The following is a 19,852-nucleotide window of genomic DNA, read 5'->3' as shown; positions in this document are numbered from 1 at the left end:
AAGTTTGTTAAGAACCCCCGAAATACACAACTTTTCCTTGTGTACGGGGGTATTCTTCTGCTATACTATAATAATGTAAAAGTGTGCCCAAAATATATCGTGAGTTGGTTGCTGATGATATACTTTGAGCACACTATCTAAAGAAAAATGAGGTGAACCAAATGGGTTTTTTAGAAAAAATATTTGGGAACTACAGTGAAAAGGAAATCAAAAAGATCAAGCCCATCGTGGCAAAGATCGAAGCACTGGGCCCCCAGTATGAAAACCTTTCCGATGAAGAATTGAGAGGAAAAACACAGGAGTTCAAGGATCGTCTGGCAAAGGGCGAAACTCTGGATGATATCCTGCCTGAAGCATATGCGGTAGTAAGAGAAGCATCCTCCCGTCCCCATGTGCTGGGCATGAAGCATTTCCCTGTACAGCTGATGGGTGGTATCATCATGCACCAGGGCCGTATCGCGGAAATGAAAACAGGTGAAGGTAAAACATTGGTAGCAACACTGCCTGCATACCTGAATGCCCTGGAAGGCAAGGGTGTACACGTTGTTACAGTTAATGACTATCTGGCACAGCGTGACGCGGAACAGATGGGTCAGGTTTATAAATTCCTGGGCCTGACTGTTGGCTGCATCCTGAATGGTCTGGATAATAATGAACGCCGTGCGGCATATGCCTGCGACATCACTTACGGTACAAACAATGAATTTGGCTTTGACTACCTGCGTGACAACATGGTAGTTCGTAAAGAAAACATGGTACAGAGAGATCTGCACTATGCCATCATCGACGAAGTCGACTCCGTTCTGATCGACGAAGCAAGAACACCACTGATCATTTCCGGCAGCGGTTCCAAGTCCACAGACCTGTACCGTGTAGCCGATCTGTTCGTAAAGAAACTGACAAAAGGCCGTATCATCAACGAAGAAGAAGCTATGAATGCCCTGCTGAAGGAAGAAATTCAGGAAGAAGGCGACTATGTTCTGGATGAAAAGGCAAAATCTGTTGTTCTAACACAGGAAGGTATCGCAAAGGCGGAAAAATTCTTCTCCATCGATAACCTGTCTGATCCTGAAAATATGGAACTGCAGCATCATATCAACAACGCCCTGAAAGCCAACTATAACATGCACCTGGATAAAGACTATGTGATCCACGAAGGGGAAATTGTTATCGTTGACGAATTCACAGGTCGTATGATGCCCGGCAGAAGATATTCCGACGGTCTGCATCAGGCCATCGAAGCCAAGGAAAATGTGCAGGTGCGCAGAGAAAGCAAGACGCTGGCGACCATCACTTTCCAGAACTATTTCAACAAATACGCAAAGAAATGCGGTATGACCGGTACAGCAAAAACGGAAGAAGAAGAATTCCGTAACATCTACGGCATGGACGTTATCGAAATTCCTACAAACATGCCTGTTCAGAGAAAAGACCTGGAAGATGTTGTTTACCGTACAGAAGCGGGCAAATTCCGTGCAGTTGTTCGCGACATCGCAGAAGCCCATGCAAAGGGGCAGCCTGTACTGGTTGGTACAGTAACCATTGAAAAATCCGAGATCCTGAGCAAGATGCTGAAAATGGAAGGCATTAAGCACCAGGTTCTGAATGCAAAATATCATGCACAGGAAGCGGAGATCGTAGCACTGGCAGGCCAGATGGGCGCAGTAACCATCGCCACAAATATGGCAGGTCGTGGTACCGATATCAAGCTGGGCGAAGGTGTTCCTGATCTGGGTGGTCTGAAGATCATCGGTACAGAACGTCACGAATCCAGACGTATCGACAACCAGCTGCGTGGTCGTTCCGGTCGTCAGGGCGACCCCGGTGAATCCCGTTTCTATATCTCTCTGGAAGATGATCTGATGCGTCTGTTCGGTTCCGAAAAGACAATGAAGGTCGTTGACGCTATGGGTATGACAGAAGATGAACCTATCGAAGCAGGCATGCTGACAAAGGCCATCGAAAATGCCCAGAAGAAAGTAGAAGGCAATAACTTCGCTATCCGTAAACATCTGCTGGAATATGACCAGGTAATGAACGAACAGAGAGAGATCATCTATGGCGAAAGAAAGCGCGTACTGTATGGCGAAAACCTGCGTGACAGCATCATCGGCATGATCGGCGCCGTAGTAGAACGTACAGTAGATGCCCATATGAGCGATGAACAGCTTCCCGAAGAATGGGATATGGCTGCATTCAGCGAATCTCTGGCCGCAATCATTCCCGTTGGCAAGGTCAACATCAAGGAAGAAGCTCTGGCCCAGATGACAAAAGACAAACTGAAAGAAAGCCTGACAAAACTGGGCGTTCAGATGTATGAAATGAAAGAAAGAGAAATCGCACAGGGTCAGCCGGAAGGCGAAGAACGCATGCGTGAACTGGAAAGAGTTGTTATGCTGCGTGTCATCGACCAGAAATGGATGGACCATATCGACGATATGGACCAGATGAGACAGGGTATCGGCCTGCATGCTTATGCCCAGAGAGACCCTCTGACAGAATATAAATTTGCTTCCTACGATATGTTCGAAGAAATGAGCGAACATATCCAGAATGATACGCTGAAGATCCTGTATCGCGTTCGCATCCAGACAGAAGTGAAACGCGAAGAAGTACAGAAGCCTATGTTCACAAACAAGGACGAATCTCTGGTGAAACAGCCTAAGAAACGCACAGACGATAAAGTCGGCAGAAACGATCCTTGTCCCTGCGGCAGCGGTAAGAAATATAAACAGTGTTGTGGACGCAATGCTTGATTCTTGAAAGAAGTGATTAAAAATGGGAGAGAAAAAACGGTATAGACTGCCGATGGATTTCCCTTTTTATACTCAACAGATGACGCAGGAAAACTGGCAGCTGGAACAGTTCCTCTCCCTTGCGGACGGGGAATACTGGACCATGCGCAGCTGCGGCATCGCATCCCTTCGCATGGTGCTGGATGGTTTCGGCAAAAACGTCGAACGCCACGGCCCCATGATCGAAAAGGGCGTAGCGGCAGGTGCCTATAAGCCCGGCGTTGGCTGGATCCACTGGGGTCTGGCAAAGATGGCGGCGGAATACGGCATTCATGGCGAAGCCCTGCGGGAAAAAACGGTGGAAGATCTGAAACAGGAGCTGGACAATGGTCATCCCTGTATCATTTCCATCGCGCCCTATTTTCTGGGCGGTAAACCCAGAGTAGACGGCGAAGGTGTATACGGAAAAAGCGGTCACCTCATCCCTGTTTTCGGCTACGAAACAGAGGATGGTAAGCTGAAAGCCTTTCTGGTGCATCATCCCTCCGCTTTTACGGAGCGGAACAAGCCCGAATGGTGGGTGCCTATGGAAGATTTTCTGGCATCCTTCAGCGGGAATTTTATCCGATTTTCAACGGAAGCATTTTCCGAGGAAGATAAATAAGACGTTACACAGGGGGAACCGACGGAAAGCCCATCCGAAGGGAAACCTTGTTAACTCTATAAACCATCATTCATTATAAAACCATTTATGAAGGAGATGATTTTTAATGTTCGAGTTAGAACAGATCCGTCTGGGCCTTTCTGCTTATGACGAAAAATTAGAGGAAATGGGGGCTTCACTTTGACGTCGCTGGCGCGAAGGAGAAGATAACCGAATTAGAAGAACTTTCCGCTGACCCTGATTTCTGGAGCGATCTGGAAAAGAGCCAGAAAACACTGCAGCAGCTGAAAGCACTGAAAAATAAGGTCGGCAAATATGAAGGCCTTGTAACAACATACGAAGACATCCTGACACTGATCGAAATGGGCATCGAAGAACAGGATGACAGCGTATACGAAGAAGTCAAAGAAATGAACGATGACTTTATTGCGAAATATGAAGAACTCCACATTGCAACGATGCTGGACGGCGAATATGACCGCAATAATGCCATCATTACACTGCACGCAGGTACAGGCGGCACAGAAGCCTGCGACTGGACAAACATGCTCTACCGTATGTATTCCAGATGGGCGCAGAAAGAAGGCTTCGAAGTGGAACTGCTGGATATGCTGGATGGCGATGAAGCCGGCCTGAAATCCGTTACGATCCAGATAAACGGCGAAAATGCCTACGGCTATTTGAAGTCCGAAAAGGGTATCCATCGTCTGGTGCGTGTATCTCCTTTCGACAGTGCTGGCAGAAGACAGACATCCTTCGCTTCCTGCGATGTTATGCCTGAAATCGAAGACGACACAGAAATCGAGATCAAACCCGACGATATCCGTATCGATACTTACAGAGCCAGCGGTGCCGGCGGTCAGCATGTCAACAAGACATCCTCTGCCATCCGTATCACCCACTTCCCCACAGGCGTTGTTGTATCCTGTCAGGAAGAAAGAAGCCAGTTTGCCAATAAGGACAAAGCGTTCAAAATGCTGAGAAGTAAACTGCTTGCCCTGAAACTGGAAGAACAGATGCAGAAACTGGCTGAGATCCGTGGCGAAACGAAGGAAATCGGCTGGGGCAGCCAGATCCGTTCCTACGTATTTATGCCTTACACCATGGTAAAAGACCACCGTACAGGCGAAGAAACAGGTAAGGTAGACGCAGTTATGGATGGCGAGATCGATAACTTCATTAGCGCATACCTGGCATGGATCCACAGCTAATTCTCTGGAGGAAAAGCCTTGAAAGAGATCAGAATCACCAAAAATGAGGAAAATCAAAGGCTGGACAAGTTCCTGCTGAAATATATGAACAAGGCCTCCAAGGGCTTCCTGTATAAGATGCTGCGCAAAAAGCGCATCAAATACAACGGCAGCAGAGCGGAGGGTAACGAACTGTTAAAAGCAGGCGATACCCTCCAGCTTTACCTGGCAGAGGAAACCATTCAGTCCTTCATGGAGGAAAAGACCGTTGCGGCGGCGAAACGCCATTTCGGCATCGTCTATGAGGATGATGATATCCTTGTGGTTTCCAAACCGGCAGGCCTTTTGACACATCCTGAAAAAAGCAGCGACAAGGACACTTTGATCGACCAGATTTTGTATTACCTTTATCAGAAGGGGCAGTATGTGCCCGAGGCGGACAGCAGCTTTACCCCTGCCCTCTGCAACCGACTGGACAGAAACACCAGTGGTATCGTTATCGCTGGGAAAACGCTCAAAGGCGTACAGGCGGTGAATGAGATCATCCGCAGCCATAAGCTGAATAAATTCTATCTGACGCTGGTTGCCGGAGAGATTCGTGAAGCGGGGGAAATTACTGCGTACCTGACAAAGGACGAAGACAGAAATCAGGTTCGCATTTCCAAACGGGAAGGCAGCGGCGCAAAGACGATGACGAAATATCGTCCCATTGCCCATGCAAAGGGCTATACGCTTCTGGAAATTCACCTGATTACGGGGAAAACTCACCAGATCCGTGCCCATATGCAGTCCATCGGACATCCCGTGGTCGGCGACAGAAAATATGGTTCGGAACATTCGAACGAAAAATTCCGCAAGGAATATGCCCTTTCCAATCAGTTCCTTCACGCCCTGCGGGTAGAATGGAAGGAAAAGGAAGGCCCCTTGGGTTATCTGTACGGAAAGGAAATGACAGCTCCTCTGCCGAAAACCTTGCAGGATATCTGCGATGGACTTTTTGGCAAGAGTGAATAAGTAACAAATGAAGGAGGAGAGTATATGAAAGCCATTATTCTGGCGGCAGGTTATGCCACAAGGTTATATCCTTTGACACTGAACATGCCCAAGGCTTTGCTCCCCATTGGTAAGAAACCAATCATTGATCATATCGTAGAACGGATGGATACCATCGAAGAGCTGGACGAAATTTATGTTGTTTCCAACGATAAATTTGCAAAACAGTTTGAAGATTGGGCAAAAGAGGCAAAAAGCCGCGCGCCCATCACAGTATTGAACGACGGCACAACAGATGACTCTAATAAAAGAGGCGCCATCGGCGATATTTCTTTCGTCATTGATGAAATGAAGATTGACGATGATCTGATGGTCATTGCAGGTGATAACTTTTTTACATATTCTCTGAGAGAATATGTGGATTATTTCCGCGAAAAAGACCGCGACTGTGTTTGCGTAAAGGTTTGGGAAGATGAAAGCATGCTTTCTCAGTTCGGCATTGCCCTGCTGGATGAAAAGGGTAAAGTGCTGGATATCGAGGAAAAGCCCGCAAAGCCCAAGTCCAATACGGTGGTATTTGCAGCATATCTTTACAAAAAGGAAACGGTGCCTATGATCGCCGAATATCTGGCGGCAGGCAATAAGCCCGATGCCCCCGGCAATTTCCCTGCATGGCTCTACCAGAGAAAGGAAGTTTTTGCTTATACTTTCGATGGAGAATGCTACGACATCGGAACACCTGAAAGCTACCGTGAAGTATGCGAACTCTACAAAGATTGATATAAAGCCGTTCAAAAAACCGGACGGCTTTATTTCCGTTTATAAAGTCCTGGCAAACGGTTGAGCAAATGCACAAATGTGTTTGCGGATTTGCTCAGACATTTGACGGGCAAGCGATAATTTGAAAGGAGACTATCCAAATGGAATGGATCGAAGTATTCGTATCTACCAGTCAGATGGGCCTGGAACCTGTAGAAGGCGTGCTGTATCAGTGCGGTCTGACAGGTCTGATGATCCACGATACATCCGACTTTGCAGAATTTCTGGAAAACCCCCACAGAGACTGGGATTATGTTGCCGATGAACTGGTGGAAGAAAAGGAACAGCTGGTGACAGGCATCACTTTCTTTGTGAGAGATAACCTCTACGGCAGAGAACAGCTGACACAGATCAAAGGTGCGCTGGCGGCTGTAAAGGAAGCGGAAAAAGAACTGGATCTGGGCTCTTTGGAACTGACAATGAAAAATGTGCAGGAAGAAGACTGGGCAAATAACTGGAAGAAATATTTCAAACCCTTCCCCGTAGGCGAAAAGATTATGATCAAACCCTCCTGGGAAGAACTGACAGAGGAAACAGATAAGGTTATCCTGAAAATTGATCCCGGTCATATTTTCGGTACAGGTACCCACGAAACCACACAGCTTTGCATGGAACTGATCGAAACATATGTGAAGAAGGACGATATGGTTCTGGATATCGGCTGCGGCAGCGGCATCCTTTCCATCGCATCTCTGCTCTTGGAAGCAAAAGAAGCAGATGCTGTGGATATCGACCCCAATGCCATCAATATCGCTTACGAAAACAGCGACATGAACGATATCCCCCGAGAAAAATATCATGTTTGCGCCGGTAATATTCTGGAAGACGCAGAACTGCACCAGAAATACAGCGGCAAGAAATACGATATGGTAGAAGCAAATATCGTTGCAGATATCATCATCGCTCTGACAAAACAGGTGCCCGATTATATCAAGGACGGCGGTATCTTCCTTTCCAGTGGCATCATCACAGAACGTAAGGAAGACGTTCTGGCTGCGCTGGAAGCAGGCAACTTCAAAGTAGAAGCAATCAGAGAAAAGAATGGCTGGGTAGCGATCGCATCCAGATTCATGGGGTGATAACAATGCCTAAATTTTTCTTTAACAAAAACGACATCAGCCGCGGACAGGTTCAGCTGTTCGGGGAAGATGAAAAACATATCAAAACAGTCCTGCGTGCCAGAGAAGGGGAAGAAATTACCCTTTGTGACGGCGAAGGCATGGATTATCAGTGCCGCATTGCTTCTCTGGAAAGAGGTGTTCTGCTGGATATTCTCTCAAAGGAAGTCTGTGAAACTGAACCCAAAGTGAAAATCACCCTATATCAGGGTCTGCCCAAGGCGGATAAAATGGAACTCATTATCCAGAAATGCGTGGAATTGGGTATAGATCGCATCGTTGCGGTTTCTACAGAACGTGCTATCGTAAAACTGGATAAGAAGGAAACGAAAAAACTGGAACGCTGGCAGAAAATCGCTGAAGCCGCAGCAAAACAGAGCGGCAGAGGTAAAATTCCTGAAATTGGCCAGCAGGTGCTGAAATTCAGGGAAGCCGTGGCAGAAGCCAAGGAATTGGATGGCGCTATCATCCCTTACGAAAAGGAACAGGAAGTTGGTATTCGCCAGTTTGTGCAGGGCTTCAAGGGTGAAAGCATTGGTGTTTTCATAGGCCCCGAAGGTGGTTTTGCGGAAGAAGAAATCGCATTGGCCCAGGAAAATGGTATCACCCCCATTACATTGGGCAAACGAATTTTGAGAACAGAAACAGCTGGTATGACAACAACTGCTATCTTATTATATGAACTCGATTAAGCAACGAGCCATGTAGCTGCGTTGGATGTTTACATACAGACGCGGATATTTGGCGAGTGTACGACATGAGTAACGGAGCGTATGCGCGGAGTTACGAATGACGGCAATCGCGAGAGCCTGAGGGCGGAGCGATTGGGTTTCATTGACCTAGAAAGGAATGAAAAACATGATCTATTTCGATAACGCTGCTACGACAAGAGCATTGCCTTCCGTAGCGGAAAAAATGAGCATGATGCTCTGTGAACAGTACGGCAACCCTGCGTCCGTCAGCGCTATGGGCCTTGCTGTGGAAAAAGAAATCAGAAACGCCGCTGAAATTATTGCACGCGGTATCCACTGCAAATATGAAGAAATCTTCTTCACCAGCGGCGGTACAGAAGGCGATAACTGGGCCATCTACGGCACAGCGGAAGGCTATAAAAGACAGGGTCAGCATTTCATCACAACGGAAATCGAACACCCTGCTGTCAAAAATCCCATGAAGCATCTGGAAGAACAGGGATGCGAAGTGACTTTCCTGAAGGTAGACAGACAGGGTCACATTTCTTTGGAAGAACTGGCAAATGCCATCAGACCTGATACGGTTCTGGTGAGCATCATTCTGGTAAATAACGAAACAGGTACGGTGCAGGATGCGGCTGCCATTGGCAAGCTGGTGAAAGAAAAGAATCCTAACTGCCTGTTCCATGTGGATGCGGTACAGGCCTTTGGCAAATACCCCATCGATGTAGAAAAAATGAAAATCGACCTGCTGACTATGAGCGGTCATAAAATCCACGGCCCCAAAGGTGTTGGTATGCTGTACATGCGCAAAGGCCTGAAGGTGAAACCTCTGATGCTGGGCGGCGGTCAGCAGAGAGGCCAGCGCCCCGGTACAGAAAACGGCCCCGGTGCAGCGGCTCTGGGCGTGGCTTGCGATGAAGCCTTCAAAGCCATGAAGGAAAGCATCGAACACGTAAGAGAAGTGAAAAAAGTGCTGCTGGAAGGTATTCTGGCAATGCCCGATACACAGCTGAACGGCGACAGCCTGGAAGATGCCAGCCCCTACGTGCTGAATGTGACATTCAAAGGCCTGCGCAGCGAAGTGCTGCTGCATGCGCTGGAAAGCAAGGGCATCGTGGTTTCGGCAGGTTCTGCTTGTGATAGTAAGAAAAAAGTGGGCAGTCCTGTGCTGACAGCTATGGGCCTGCCTTTCAATGAAATTGAAGGTGCCATCCGTTTCAGCTTCTGCAGATATAATACTGTGGAAGAAGCGGAAGAATGCCTGAAGGCGCTGAACGAACTGGTACCTTTCTTCAGAAAATACAATAGATAAGGAGAAAAACAATGGCAGAAAAGGTTTTGATCGTAAAATACGGCGAGATCGCCATGCGCGGCAACAATAAATATATCTTTATCAACCGCCTGATCTCTGCGATCCGCAAAAACCTGGACCCTTACGGCAATTTCTATGTTGTAAGAGACCCCGGTCGTTTGATCGTAGAAGACCGCGGCGGCGAACTGGATTATGACCTGACGATCCCTAAAGTGGAAACGATCTTCGGTCTCCATTCCATTTGCCCCGGCATCCGTCTGGAAGATAATGATTTTGACACCATTTGCAAGGAAGCCCTGGCACATATGCAGGAATTCTACGGTGATAAGGAAATGACTTTCAAAGTAAATACCCGCCGTGCAAATAAAGCATACCCCATGCATTCCATGGAAATGAGCATGGAAGTTGGCGCATATATTCTGGAACATATGCCCAATATGACAGTTGATGTGAAAAAACCCGATGTGACACTGAACATCGAAATTAGAAACAGCGTATATATCCATTCCAAAACAATTCCCTGCCACGGCGGTCTGCCCTATGGCAGCAACGGGAAGGCAGTCAGCCTGCTTTCCGGCGGTATCGACAGCCCTGTTGCAACATGGATGATGGCAAAACGCGGTGTAGAAGTGGAAGGCGTTTATTTCCACAGCCCTCCGTATACCAGCGAATGGGCGAAGGAAAAGGTCATCGACCTGGCAAAACAGATCGCCACATTCACAGGCGAATTCCGTCTGTATGTGGTTCCTTTTACAGAACTGCAGCTGTATCTTCTGGATAACACAGCCCATGACAGACTGACGATCCACCTGAAACGTGCCATGATGCGTGCGGCAGAAATGATTGCCAATAAAGACGGCGCGTTGGCGCTGGTAACTGGCGAAAGCGTAGGTCAGGTTGCCAGCCAGACCATGCAGGGCATCCAGGTTATCAATGCGGTTTGTGATCTGCCCGTACTGCGCCCTCTGGCAGGTATGGATAAGGCGGAAATCATTCAGAAGGCGGAAAAAATCGGTACCTTCGAAATTTCTATCCGCCCCTACGAAGATTGCTGTACTGTTTTCGTTGCAAAACACCCTGTCACAAAACCCCGCCTGAACTATATCGAAAAAGCGGAACATAAGCTGACAGAACTGGACAGATTGCTGGAAGAAGCAGTAGCCAATGCAGAGATCATCGATCTGTAAGAATGGGAGGTGCGAGAGAATGGAAGAACAGACACCCTTGACAAAAAGAATCAACGAACTGGCAAGAAAAGCGAAAACCGTTGGTCTGACAGAAGAAGAAAAGGTGGAGCAGAATCTGCTGCGTCAGGAATTTCTGATCAAATTCCGTGCGAATTTCAAAGCGCAGTTGGATAATATCGAATTCGTTGATGAACAATAATGGGATGGTGCCTGAAGGGGCACCATTTCTTGTACAAAATAAAAAACATAAAGTTTTCGGGAACCAGACCGGAAATCACCCCGTCTGATGATATGTAAGACTTACAAATGAGAAATCAACACTAATCATCTAGGAGGAAATAAATATGAAAAAGAATCTGACAAAAGTAATGGCACTGGGTATGGTAATGACAGTAATGGCGGGCGCAACAGCCTTCGCAAACGAACCCATGCTGATTTCTGAAAACCCTACAGCGACCTACGATGTAGCGGAGGCATCCATGTATCTGACACAGAGCGGCACAGTAGCATCCATCGAAACATCTGTAACAGAAGGCGTTTCCGTTGTAACAATCGACAACGAAATGGGCGGCCTGCGTTTCGCAGTGGCTTCCAATACGATCATCATCAACAGAGAAGATGGTTTCTACATGACAGCCGACCAGCTGGAAGAAGGCATGGCAGTTTCCGTTGTATACGATATGAACAGCCCCATGGGTATGAGCATGCCTCCCTTCCTGGGCAACGTAACAGCAGTGGTAGCAAATGCTGACGCTGGTTCTGTAGTAGTAGGAAAATTCGATGAAAACCTGACAGATATGAAAAATATGCTGCAGCTGAACATCGACAACGAAAGAACACCCATCGCAAATCTGCAGGGTTCCAGAATCAGACTGTCTGCAGAAGATGTAAAAGGTCAGGATGCCTTGGTATTCTATGACTTCACAACAAGAAGCATCCCCGCGCAGACAACACCTTCCTTCGTGCTGATCCTGGCAGAAGCAGAAGAAGCACCTGAAGTGGAAGAAGAAAACAAGCCTTCCTGCGTGCCTCTGAGAGAGATCGCAGAAAAACTGGGCTTTACAGTAAAATGGCAGGGTAAAACAAAACCTATCCTGATCGAAAAGGACGGCGTTTCCATCACAGTAATGATGGGCAAAGGCGATTATACTGTAAATGGTGCAGATGCGGAAGCATCCATCAAAGCAGAACTGAAAGACGGCGTGATGTTTGTTTCCAGCGAAATTTTTGAATAATTTAGACAGATAAAAGGGAGTCCCGATGAATGGTGCGCCTTTAGAAGAAAACAAAAAAGAGATAAATCCTTTTGGATTTATCTCTTTTTTTATGTAAGTTTTCTTCCGAGGCGTCACTTGCAGTTTTCTAGGGGAACTTGCTCAGGACTCTCTTTCTTTATGTATGATTATGCTTTTTTATGGCTGTTGCCTCTGTAGTCAACTTCCAGAGGTTCAACTACTTCGTCACCGCGTACGCATGTGTACCATGTTGTGTTGTTAGCGGAAGAGCAGGAGTGGTTGGGGATGATTTCAACCTTATCGCCGATCTTCAGATCGCAAGCACCTTTATCAGCCTTTACTTTTGCAACTTCTTCGGACAGGCCAACGATAGTCAGTTCGGGATGGCCTACTACATAGCCGAAGCCTGTGATCGCGGAGTTGCCATGGGCGCCCTGGTCCAGACCCATACATTTAGCGCCTGCGTCAAACAGGTAGAAGCCTTCGGAGGGGTTGGAAACCACTGTTGCCAGAATACGCAGAGAGCATGCATCTTCGCCTACGGTACCCAGAGCCATCTGGATATTATCGTAGAATGTGTAGTTGCCGGGGTGGCATACATTTGTTGCATCGCCTTCTACTACGAAGGGGAATGTGGGTGTGGAACCGGAAGTGATGATTTCACAGGGGAAACCAGCAGCAGCCAGCGCATCTGCAGCCGCTTTCATGGTATCCATTTCCAGCTGAGCGATCTCTTTTACGCCTTCGATGCCTGTGCAGCCGTAAACCTGACCGGGATGTGTGGAGATACCGCGGAATTTCAGATTTGTCATGGGAGCCAGTGCTTTTGCGAAGTCAACGACTTTTGCTACGGGCATACCGAAACGGTGGAAATCCATGTCAACGATGATTGTGTAGGAAACTGTTACACCGGCTTCTGCAGCTGCAGCGTTCAGCATTTCAGCAGCGGGAACTGTGTCCAGACGGATGATGATATCAGCGTCTTTTGCCATTTTCAGGATTCTCTGGATGTTTACAGGGTTTGCTGTGGGGTAAGCATACATGATGTGTTTTGCGCCCAGGTTGTAAACCATTTCGCATTCATCGATGGTGCCGCACAGGAAGCCTGTTGCGCCAGCTTCCATCTGCATTTTCGCCAGAGCTGTGCTCTTGTGTGTTTTGATCATGGGCCACATTTCTTTGCCGTTTTTATTGCAGAGTTCCTGCCAGCTGTTGATGTTCTTTTCCAGTGCATCCATGTCCAGCAGGATAGCGGGTGTCTGTAATTCGTGTTTTTTCATGGGAATTCCCTCCTATTGAATGAAAAAAATAAATGTTCTTATTAGCATACATATCATAAAGGAAGCCTGTCTGTCAATTGGCAGAATCACGATTGCAAAGGGCGTTTTTCTATGATATGGTGAAGAAAAGCCTGATAGAATCATAGAAAAAATGACGGGATAAAAATAAAATAAATTTTATCGGCGTTTCGAAATTGGAGTGATATAAATGAAGTTAAATATTTTGATGGATAACCATACGGAAATAGATGTGTACTATCTGGGGGAACCTGCCGTTTCCTACTGGCTGGAAACAGAGGGAAAATGCTTCCTTTTTGACGCTGGCTATTCCGATGCATTTCTGAAAAATGCAAGGGACATGGGCATTGATGTGACAAAGGCAGAGGCCATTCTGCTTTCCCATTCCCATAACGACCACACCGGCGGGCTGAAGCCTTTGCTGGAATTGGATTTCGAGAAAAAGCCCCAGTTCATCGCCCATCCCGATGCACTCCTGCCCCATGATTTTAACGGCATGGATATTGGCAGTCCTGTTTCTCAGGGAGAACTGGCGGAAAAATTGGAATTGAACCTGACGAAAGAGCCTGTCTGGCTGACGGAAAAACTGGTCTGGCTGGGAGAGATTCCCCATACATTGGATTTCGAGCCTGCCTATGCCATCGGCACCGTGGAAAAGGACGGCGAGAAAAAGGACGACTATATCGTGGATGATACGGCTTTGGCTTATATTGGCGAAAAAGGTCTTTCCATCATCACCGGCTGTTCTCATGCAGGCATTTGCAATATCATCAATTATGCGAAGAAAATCACAGGCGTGGAAAAGGTGCAGAGTGTTCTGGGCGGATTCCATTTGTTTGATTTGGATGAAAGAGCCAAGGCGACCATCGCCTTTTTAAAGGAAGAGAAGATTCCTGAATTGTATCCCTGCCATTGCACTTCTTTTGCCGTGCGGGCGGCGCTTCATGCCGAAAGCCCTGTGACGGAAGTGGCCGTGGGAACGAAACTGGAATGGAAATAAGGAGTGATAAATGTGGAGAAAAATGAACTATTTATTTATATAGAAGAACAGAAAAACAGAATTATCGAAAGAGGTCGCAGATTTTTTGACTGCCCCGAACTGGGCTTCAAGGAATTTGAAACCATGGAGATGATCTGCGCGGAACTGGATAAGATGGGCGTTCCCTATGAAAAGGGCATTGCTATGACTGGTGTGAAAGCCACCATCGGCAAGGGGAACGGCTATCATATTGGTTTTGTGGCGGATATCGACGCTTTGCCCAGAAAGGACGGCGAAGGGCGCATTCATTCCTGCGGTCATAGCATCCAGACGGCGATGGGTCTGAACGTTCTGGAAACCTTGGTGAAAACAAATTTTCTGGAAGAAACAGATGGTAAAGTGACATTCTTCTTTACCCCTGCAGAGGAATTCATTGATTTTGCCTACAGAGACAACCTTATTAGAGAAGGAAAACTGGAATTCCGTTCCGGCAAGCAGAATATGATCGCTCTGGGGTGTTTTGATGGGGTGGATTGCATCCTTTCTGCCCATGCCAGCGGCGATGCGGCAACGAAATTTGACGTAGGTTCCACGTTGTCTGGCTTTATGGCGAAGAAGGCAGTCTTTACGGGGAAATCCTCTCATTCCGGCGCGGCGCCCCATCTGGGCAGAAATACCCTCCACGGGGCAATGCTCTGTATGCAGGCAGTCTCTTTCCTGAAAGATCAGTTTGCTCCCGAAGCGGGCTTGAAGCTGAATCCTGTCATCACCAAAGCAGGCGGCGATGTGAATATGATCCCTGCGGAAACGATCGTGGAGACCTATGTTCGCGCCAATGATAATGAGACTTTGTTCGAAGCATGCAGAAGATTTGACCAGTGCGTGAAACATTGCGCCGAGGCTTTGGAATTGGGTTGGGAAATCAAGACCACAGCAGGCTATCTTCCTTTGAAGCAGAGTGATGGTTTGAATGAAGTGATAAAAGAAAACATGCTTCAATTCTGCGAAGAAAAGGATATCATCAATGGCCCTGTTTCCGGTGCGTCGGGGGATGTGGGTGATCTGGGCAGTCTTTTGCCTACGGTGCAATTTGGCTTCTCCGGTATCGAAGGCAGATTTCACAGCGATGAATTTGTCATCAAAGACGAAGGGAACTGTTATATCGATGCGGCAAAAGTCATGGTCGGCACCATCTATGACCTGCTGACCCAACCGGAAAAACAGGTTCGCCCAGAAAATTTCCCTCAGAAGAAGGAACAATACCTTTCCCTTCTGCGTCAAAATCAGTAAAAATTTCCCGTAAAAAGAGGATTTTACTGGGATTTGCAGAAATATTAAGGAAAACGAAAGGATTTTTCTATGCCTTTTATGGTATGATGGTACTATAGACGAGTTCCGTTTGAAAAAACGAAAAATAAGATTTTTTCAGAAGGGGGAAGAGATATGAAAAAGATGATCACTTTTGCAACGGCGGCCAGCCTGATGCTGGGGAGCATGGGCGTGACAGCGTATGGCGCATCCTTTGCAGATATCGATACAGTCACCTGGAGCGGCTTCAAGCCATTTCTGAATCAGGCGGCAGAACTGGGCCTGATGAGCGGCTATGAGGAAAACGGCAAGCGCTACTGCAAGCCCAGAAACAACGTGACCTATTGCGAAGCGGTACAGCTGATGTATTCCATCATGAAGGTATACAGCGGGCAGGATGTCAATGATGCCACAGTGACAAAATGGAAACCTGTCATCAGCGCCTACAATATTCCCGAATGGGCCTATAAGGCAACAGCCTATGGTCTGGAAAACAGCATCCTGACCACAGCGGAATTGAACAAGCTGCAGGGTGGTACAAAATATGCCAACCGTGAGGATGTAGGTGTCATTTTCGGCAAAGCAGTGGATACCGTGGCGGGGTATGACATCAAATCCGGCGCCAGCCTGTCCTATAATGATGCCAGCCAGATTTCCGCGGTGGCAGTGCCTTATCTGGAACTGCTGAATAGAGCGAACCTGATGGTAGGGGATTCCGATAATAAATTCAATCCCAAAGCCAATATCACCCGTGCGGAAATGGCTGTCCTTTCCGTAAAATCCTATACGAAGCTGACAGAAACCGAGGTGGAAACACCAACTGTAAAAACAGAAAGCACAGCGGCAGGCACCATCACCAGCAGTATGATCATGCAGAATGGCGACCTCTTTATCACCATGTCCACAGGCACGGGCGCTACGCTGAGTTTGTTTGGCACAAAGGGCGACGTAACAGTAAAATATGACGGCGAAAAGATTGGCTTTGGCGATATCAGCACCGGCGATACGGTAAAAGTAACTTACGAAGGCCAGTATATGAGTGCCCTTGAGGTGACTTATTCCAAATACGGCGTTGAAAAGACCACAGAAGAGACCTATGAACTGGTGAAGGTGACCGATTCCAAGATCACAGTAAAAGATGGTTCTGATGAGGAAAGCTTCTATCTGGACGATGACGTGGATGTGGAACTGGATGGTAAAAATTCTTCCATCAGCAAACTGCAGAAAGCATTGGAAGATGCAAATTATGATGTTACCCTGACATTGGATCAGGATGAATATGTTCTGGAGATCGTTGCGGTGATGAACAGCAATAACCCTACAGAAGGTCTGGTGACCGATGTAGAAGATGATGAGATCACCATCAAGGCAGGCACCAAGGAATATACATATACCCTGGCGGATGATGTGGAGATCGAATATGATGGCAAGACTGTAAAATTCAGCAAATTCCAGAAGGATTATGATGAATATAATTATGTCGTTACGCTGGAGTTGAATAAGGATAATGAAGTGGATGAGATCATTATTGAATCCATGGAAGATGAATATAATGGCACACTGACGGCGATCACAAGCAAGAAAATCGAATTTACTGCCGGCGGAGACACCTATAAATACGATCTGGCGGATGATGTGACTGTTAAGATCGACGGCAAGAAGAGCAGTGTGGATACGCTGAAGAAAAACTTCCGTGATGATGAAAAAGCATATACCGTTTCCGTAGAGGTAGACAGGAATGATGAGGTGACAGAGATCCTTGCTGTGGCCAAATACACAGGCAATAACGAAGGGGAACTGGATGAGATCGACGAAGATGAGATCACCATCGTTTCTGATGATACAGATTATACCTACGATCTGGCGGATGATGTAGATGTGACCATCAATGGCAAAAACAGAGATGTGGACGACCTGATGGAATATGTCAAGAATTACAGTTTCACTGTAAAATTGAGTTTTGACAGTGATGGCGATGTTTGTGAAATCGAAGCCACGCTGACAGAAGCGGCGGATGGCTACCTGAAGGATATGGTAGAAGATGCCGGAACCATCACCGTGGATGCGGCAGGCATGAATCTGAAGCTGGATATGGCCAGCAGCGTAGATGTGACGCTGGATGGCGAAGAGGTCACGCTGTCCGAATTGAATGATCAGATCGACTATGTGGGCGGCGGTTCCCGCATCTATGTGGAACTGGCTTATAACAGCAGCGGTAAGGTCAAGGAAATCACCGCTTATTGGGAAGATGTCTATGGCGAATTGATCGAGATCAATGAAGATGACGATGAAATCACCGTAAAAGTAGATGGGAAGAAAGAAGATTATGAGATCAGCACCAAGGCGGATTTCGTATATAAGCTGGCTTCTACCGTAGATGAGGATGATTATAAGAAAAATCTGAAATATGGCGATGATCTGGATGGCCTGCAGGATTTCCTGGATGACTGTGATGATGCAAAGAACGACTGCATGGTAGCATTGACAAAGGATTCCAAAGGAAAGATCGTTAGAGTTCGCGCAATAGCAGAATAAAAGAAAGAAAGGCGTATCAAATTGGTGCGCCTTTTCTTTTGTCTATCCTGCACAAAAAAGAATGTAAAATCCATGTGAAACTTGGCTTTACTTTAGCGTAGTAGTGTGATAATATAATGAAGACAAAGGGAGCGGCGCTCCTGTTTCAATTCAAAACAGATTTTAAAAGGGGACGATACATTATGAAAAAATATTTAGCACTGTTTTTAACAATGGTTATGAGCGTATCTGTGCTGGCTGGCTGCGGCGGCGGTGAAGAAGCTGCACCTGCAGAAGATACAGCAGCAGAAAGAACAACTTTCACAGTTGGTTTCGACGCTGAATATCCTCCTTATGGCTATAGAACAGACGACGGCGACTATGCTGGTTTTGACCTGGATCTGGCTGCAGAAGTTTGTGCTAGAAACGGCTGGGAACTGATCAAACAGCCCATCGACTGGAATGCAAAAGATATGGAACTGAAGAGTGGTGCCATCGACTGTATCTGGAACGGTTTCACAATGACTGGCAGAGAATCTGAATACCTGTTCTCTGAACCCTATGTTGACAACAGCATCGTATATGTAGTAAGAGCAGATTCCGATATCCAGACAGAAGCTGACCTGGCTGGCAAAAACGTAATCACACAGGCTGGTTCCTCCGCTCTGACAGCACTGCAGTCTGAAGAAAAAGCAGATGTTGTTGCTACATTCGCAGCTCTGGATGAAATCGCTGATTACAACACAGCATTTATGAACCTGGAAGCAGGTACAAATGATGCCATCGCAGTAGATATCGGCGTTGCACAGTTCCAGCTGACAACAAAAGCAGATAAATTCAGAATGCTGGAAGAACCTCTGTCCACAGAACAGTATGGTATCGGCTTCAGACTGGACGATCAGGAACTGAGAGATACAGTACAGGCTACTCTGGATGAAATGGTAGAAGACGGCACATTCATGGAAATCGCTTCCAACTATGCTGATTATAACCTGGATCAGATGGTTTGCCTGGGCAAATAATCGAATATAAGTATCAGACAACAACGGTAAAGACGGTGGAACTTTGTTCCACCGCCTTTTCCTGCGTTCTAGGAAAAATCCCCTTTATGAAAGAAATAAAGCAATTTTAATTGTTGGAAAGGAATTTTTAGTATGAATTTAACTGTTATGATGCAGCAGCTGGCTGGCGGTATGGGTGCATCCCTGCTGATTTTTGTGCTGACACTGCTGTTTTCCATGCCCCTGGGCCTGCTGGTTGCTTTCGGGCGTATGTCCAAATTTAAACCCCTGCAGGCGATCATCAAATTTTTTATCGCAGTTCTGCGCGGCACGCCCCTGATGCTGCAGCTTTTGGTGGTATTCTTCGGCCCTTATTATGTATTCGGCTGGACCCTTCCCAGAAGCTATCGTTTTGTGGCAGTTATCATCGGTTTTGCCATCAACTATGCGGCTTATTTCGCGGAAATCTATCGTTCCGGTATCGAATCTATCCCTGTGGGCCAGTATGAAGCGGCTTCTGTTCTGGGTTACAATAAAAACCAGACATTCTTCAAGATCATCTTCCCTCAGATGGTAAAACGTGTGCTGCCTCCTGTAACAAATGAAGTTATCACATTGGTAAAGGATACTTCCCTTGCATTTGTACTGACATACGAAGAAATGTTCACTGTAGCAAAACAGATCGCAGCGGCACAGACAACCATCATGCCTCTGTTCGTTGCAGGTGTGTTCTATTTCATTTTCAATGCCGTTGTGGCATTCGTGATGGAAGGCATCGAAAAGAAACTGAGCTATTATCGTTAA

17 protein-coding genes are annotated in these 19,852 nt (G+C 46.9%); 16 read left to right on the top strand and 1 reads right to left on the bottom strand.

Translation table 11 applies throughout. The features are described 5' to 3' along the window. The first annotated feature begins 161 nt into the window (after nucleotides 1-161). The 11 genes from secA (at nucleotide 162) to IJ369_RS01295 (ending at nucleotide 11,948) form a co-directional block, all read left to right on the top strand. Nucleotides 162-2,756 carry a preprotein translocase subunit SecA gene (secA, locus tag IJ369_RS01345; protein ID WP_290715118.1) on the top strand — a complete coding sequence of 865 codons (2,595 nt, stop codon included), beginning with the start codon at nucleotides 162-164 and terminating at the stop codon, nucleotides 2,754-2,756. A gap of 22 nt (nucleotides 2,757-2,778) precedes the next feature. Then, a complete protein-coding gene (locus IJ369_RS01340; protein WP_290715116.1) occupies nucleotides 2,779-3,399 on the top strand; it encodes a C39 family peptidase in 621 nt (206 codons plus the stop codon). A gap of 106 nt (nucleotides 3,400-3,505) precedes the next feature. Continuing rightward, a protein-coding gene (gene prfB / locus IJ369_RS01335) for a peptide chain release factor 2 (RefSeq protein ID WP_290715113.1) occupies nucleotides 3,506-4,610 on the top strand; the annotation gives its coding sequence in 2 pieces (ribosomal slippage) (nucleotides 3,506-3,580 and nucleotides 3,582-4,610; 1,104 coding nt in all). A gap of 18 nt (nucleotides 4,611-4,628) precedes the next feature. Beyond that, nucleotides 4,629-5,603, top strand: a complete 975-nt coding sequence (locus IJ369_RS01330) for an RluA family pseudouridine synthase (RefSeq protein ID WP_290715111.1) — start codon at nucleotides 4,629-4,631, stop codon at nucleotides 5,601-5,603. 24 nt (nucleotides 5,604-5,627) lie between these two features. Further along, nucleotides 5,628-6,362 carry a nucleotidyltransferase family protein gene (locus tag IJ369_RS01325; RefSeq protein WP_290715108.1) on the top strand — a complete coding sequence of 245 codons (735 nt, stop codon included), beginning with the start codon at nucleotides 5,628-5,630 and terminating at the stop codon, nucleotides 6,360-6,362. 140 nt (nucleotides 6,363-6,502) lie between these two features. Beyond that, entirely contained in the window at nucleotides 6,503-7,480 is a 978-nt protein-coding gene (gene prmA, locus IJ369_RS01320; protein ID WP_290715106.1) for a 50S ribosomal protein L11 methyltransferase, read from the top strand. 5 nt (nucleotides 7,481-7,485) lie between these two features. Next, complete coding sequence (locus IJ369_RS01315; RefSeq protein WP_290715104.1) at nucleotides 7,486-8,211, top strand: 16S rRNA (uracil(1498)-N(3))-methyltransferase; 726 nt, start codon at nucleotides 7,486-7,488, stop codon at nucleotides 8,209-8,211. Between the two features lie 166 nt (nucleotides 8,212-8,377). After that, nucleotides 8,378-9,526 (top strand): cysteine desulfurase family protein, encoded by a 1,149-nt coding sequence (locus tag IJ369_RS01310; RefSeq protein ID WP_290715102.1) that lies wholly within the window; start codon nucleotides 8,378-8,380, stop codon nucleotides 9,524-9,526. Nucleotides 9,527-9,537: 11 nt separating this feature from the next. After that, the gene (gene thiI / locus IJ369_RS01305) at nucleotides 9,538-10,713 is read left to right on the top strand and encodes a tRNA uracil 4-sulfurtransferase ThiI (RefSeq protein WP_290715099.1); all 1,176 of its coding nucleotides are present in this window, start codon (nucleotides 9,538-9,540) and stop codon (nucleotides 10,711-10,713) included. A 19-nt stretch (nucleotides 10,714-10,732) separates the two neighbouring features. Next, nucleotides 10,733-10,912 (top strand): DUF896 domain-containing protein, encoded by a 180-nt coding sequence (locus tag IJ369_RS01300; RefSeq protein ID WP_290715097.1) that lies wholly within the window; start codon nucleotides 10,733-10,735, stop codon nucleotides 10,910-10,912. A gap of 145 nt (nucleotides 10,913-11,057) precedes the next feature. Then, nucleotides 11,058-11,948 (top strand): copper amine oxidase N-terminal domain-containing protein, encoded by an 891-nt coding sequence (locus IJ369_RS01295; RefSeq protein ID WP_290715094.1) that lies wholly within the window; start codon nucleotides 11,058-11,060, stop codon nucleotides 11,946-11,948. A gap of 167 nt (nucleotides 11,949-12,115) precedes the next feature. Here the strand turns inward: IJ369_RS01295 and IJ369_RS01290 are convergent, their stop codons facing one another. Further along, entirely contained in the window at nucleotides 12,116-13,228 is a 1,113-nt protein-coding gene (locus IJ369_RS01290; RefSeq protein WP_290715092.1) for an alanine racemase, read from the bottom strand. A 208-nt stretch (nucleotides 13,229-13,436) separates the two neighbouring features. Here IJ369_RS01290 and IJ369_RS01285 point away from each other — a divergent pair, with 208 nt between their 5' ends. The 5 genes from IJ369_RS01285 to IJ369_RS01265 all read left to right on the top strand — a co-directional run bounded on the left by IJ369_RS01285 (nucleotide 13,437) and on the right by IJ369_RS01265 (nucleotide 19,852). After that, on the top strand, nucleotides 13,437-14,246 hold the full coding sequence (locus IJ369_RS01285; RefSeq protein WP_290715090.1) for an MBL fold metallo-hydrolase: 810 nt from the start codon (nucleotides 13,437-13,439) through the stop codon (nucleotides 14,244-14,246). Between the two features lie 12 nt (nucleotides 14,247-14,258). After that, nucleotides 14,259-15,515, top strand: a complete 1,257-nt coding sequence (locus tag IJ369_RS01280; protein WP_290715088.1) for an amidohydrolase — start codon at nucleotides 14,259-14,261, stop codon at nucleotides 15,513-15,515. A gap of 153 nt (nucleotides 15,516-15,668) precedes the next feature. Next, on the top strand, nucleotides 15,669-18,068 hold the full coding sequence (locus IJ369_RS01275; RefSeq protein ID WP_290715086.1) for an S-layer homology domain-containing protein: 2,400 nt from the start codon (nucleotides 15,669-15,671) through the stop codon (nucleotides 18,066-18,068). Between the two features lie 182 nt (nucleotides 18,069-18,250). Then, the gene (locus IJ369_RS01270) at nucleotides 18,251-19,069 is read left to right on the top strand and encodes an amino acid ABC transporter substrate-binding protein (RefSeq protein WP_290715084.1); all 819 of its coding nucleotides are present in this window, start codon (nucleotides 18,251-18,253) and stop codon (nucleotides 19,067-19,069) included. Between the two features lie 132 nt (nucleotides 19,070-19,201). After that, nucleotides 19,202-19,852 carry an amino acid ABC transporter permease gene (locus tag IJ369_RS01265; protein ID WP_290715082.1) on the top strand — a complete coding sequence of 217 codons (651 nt, stop codon included), beginning with the start codon at nucleotides 19,202-19,204 and terminating at the stop codon, nucleotides 19,850-19,852.

The sequence above is a fragment of the Anaerotignum sp. genome, from assembly GCF_017483025.1.
Classification (GTDB): Bacteria; Bacillota; Clostridia; order Lachnospirales; family Anaerotignaceae; genus Anaerotignum_A.
The sequence above is the reverse complement of the archived record's forward strand: the minus strand, read 5'-3'. Positions and strand labels throughout refer to the sequence as shown.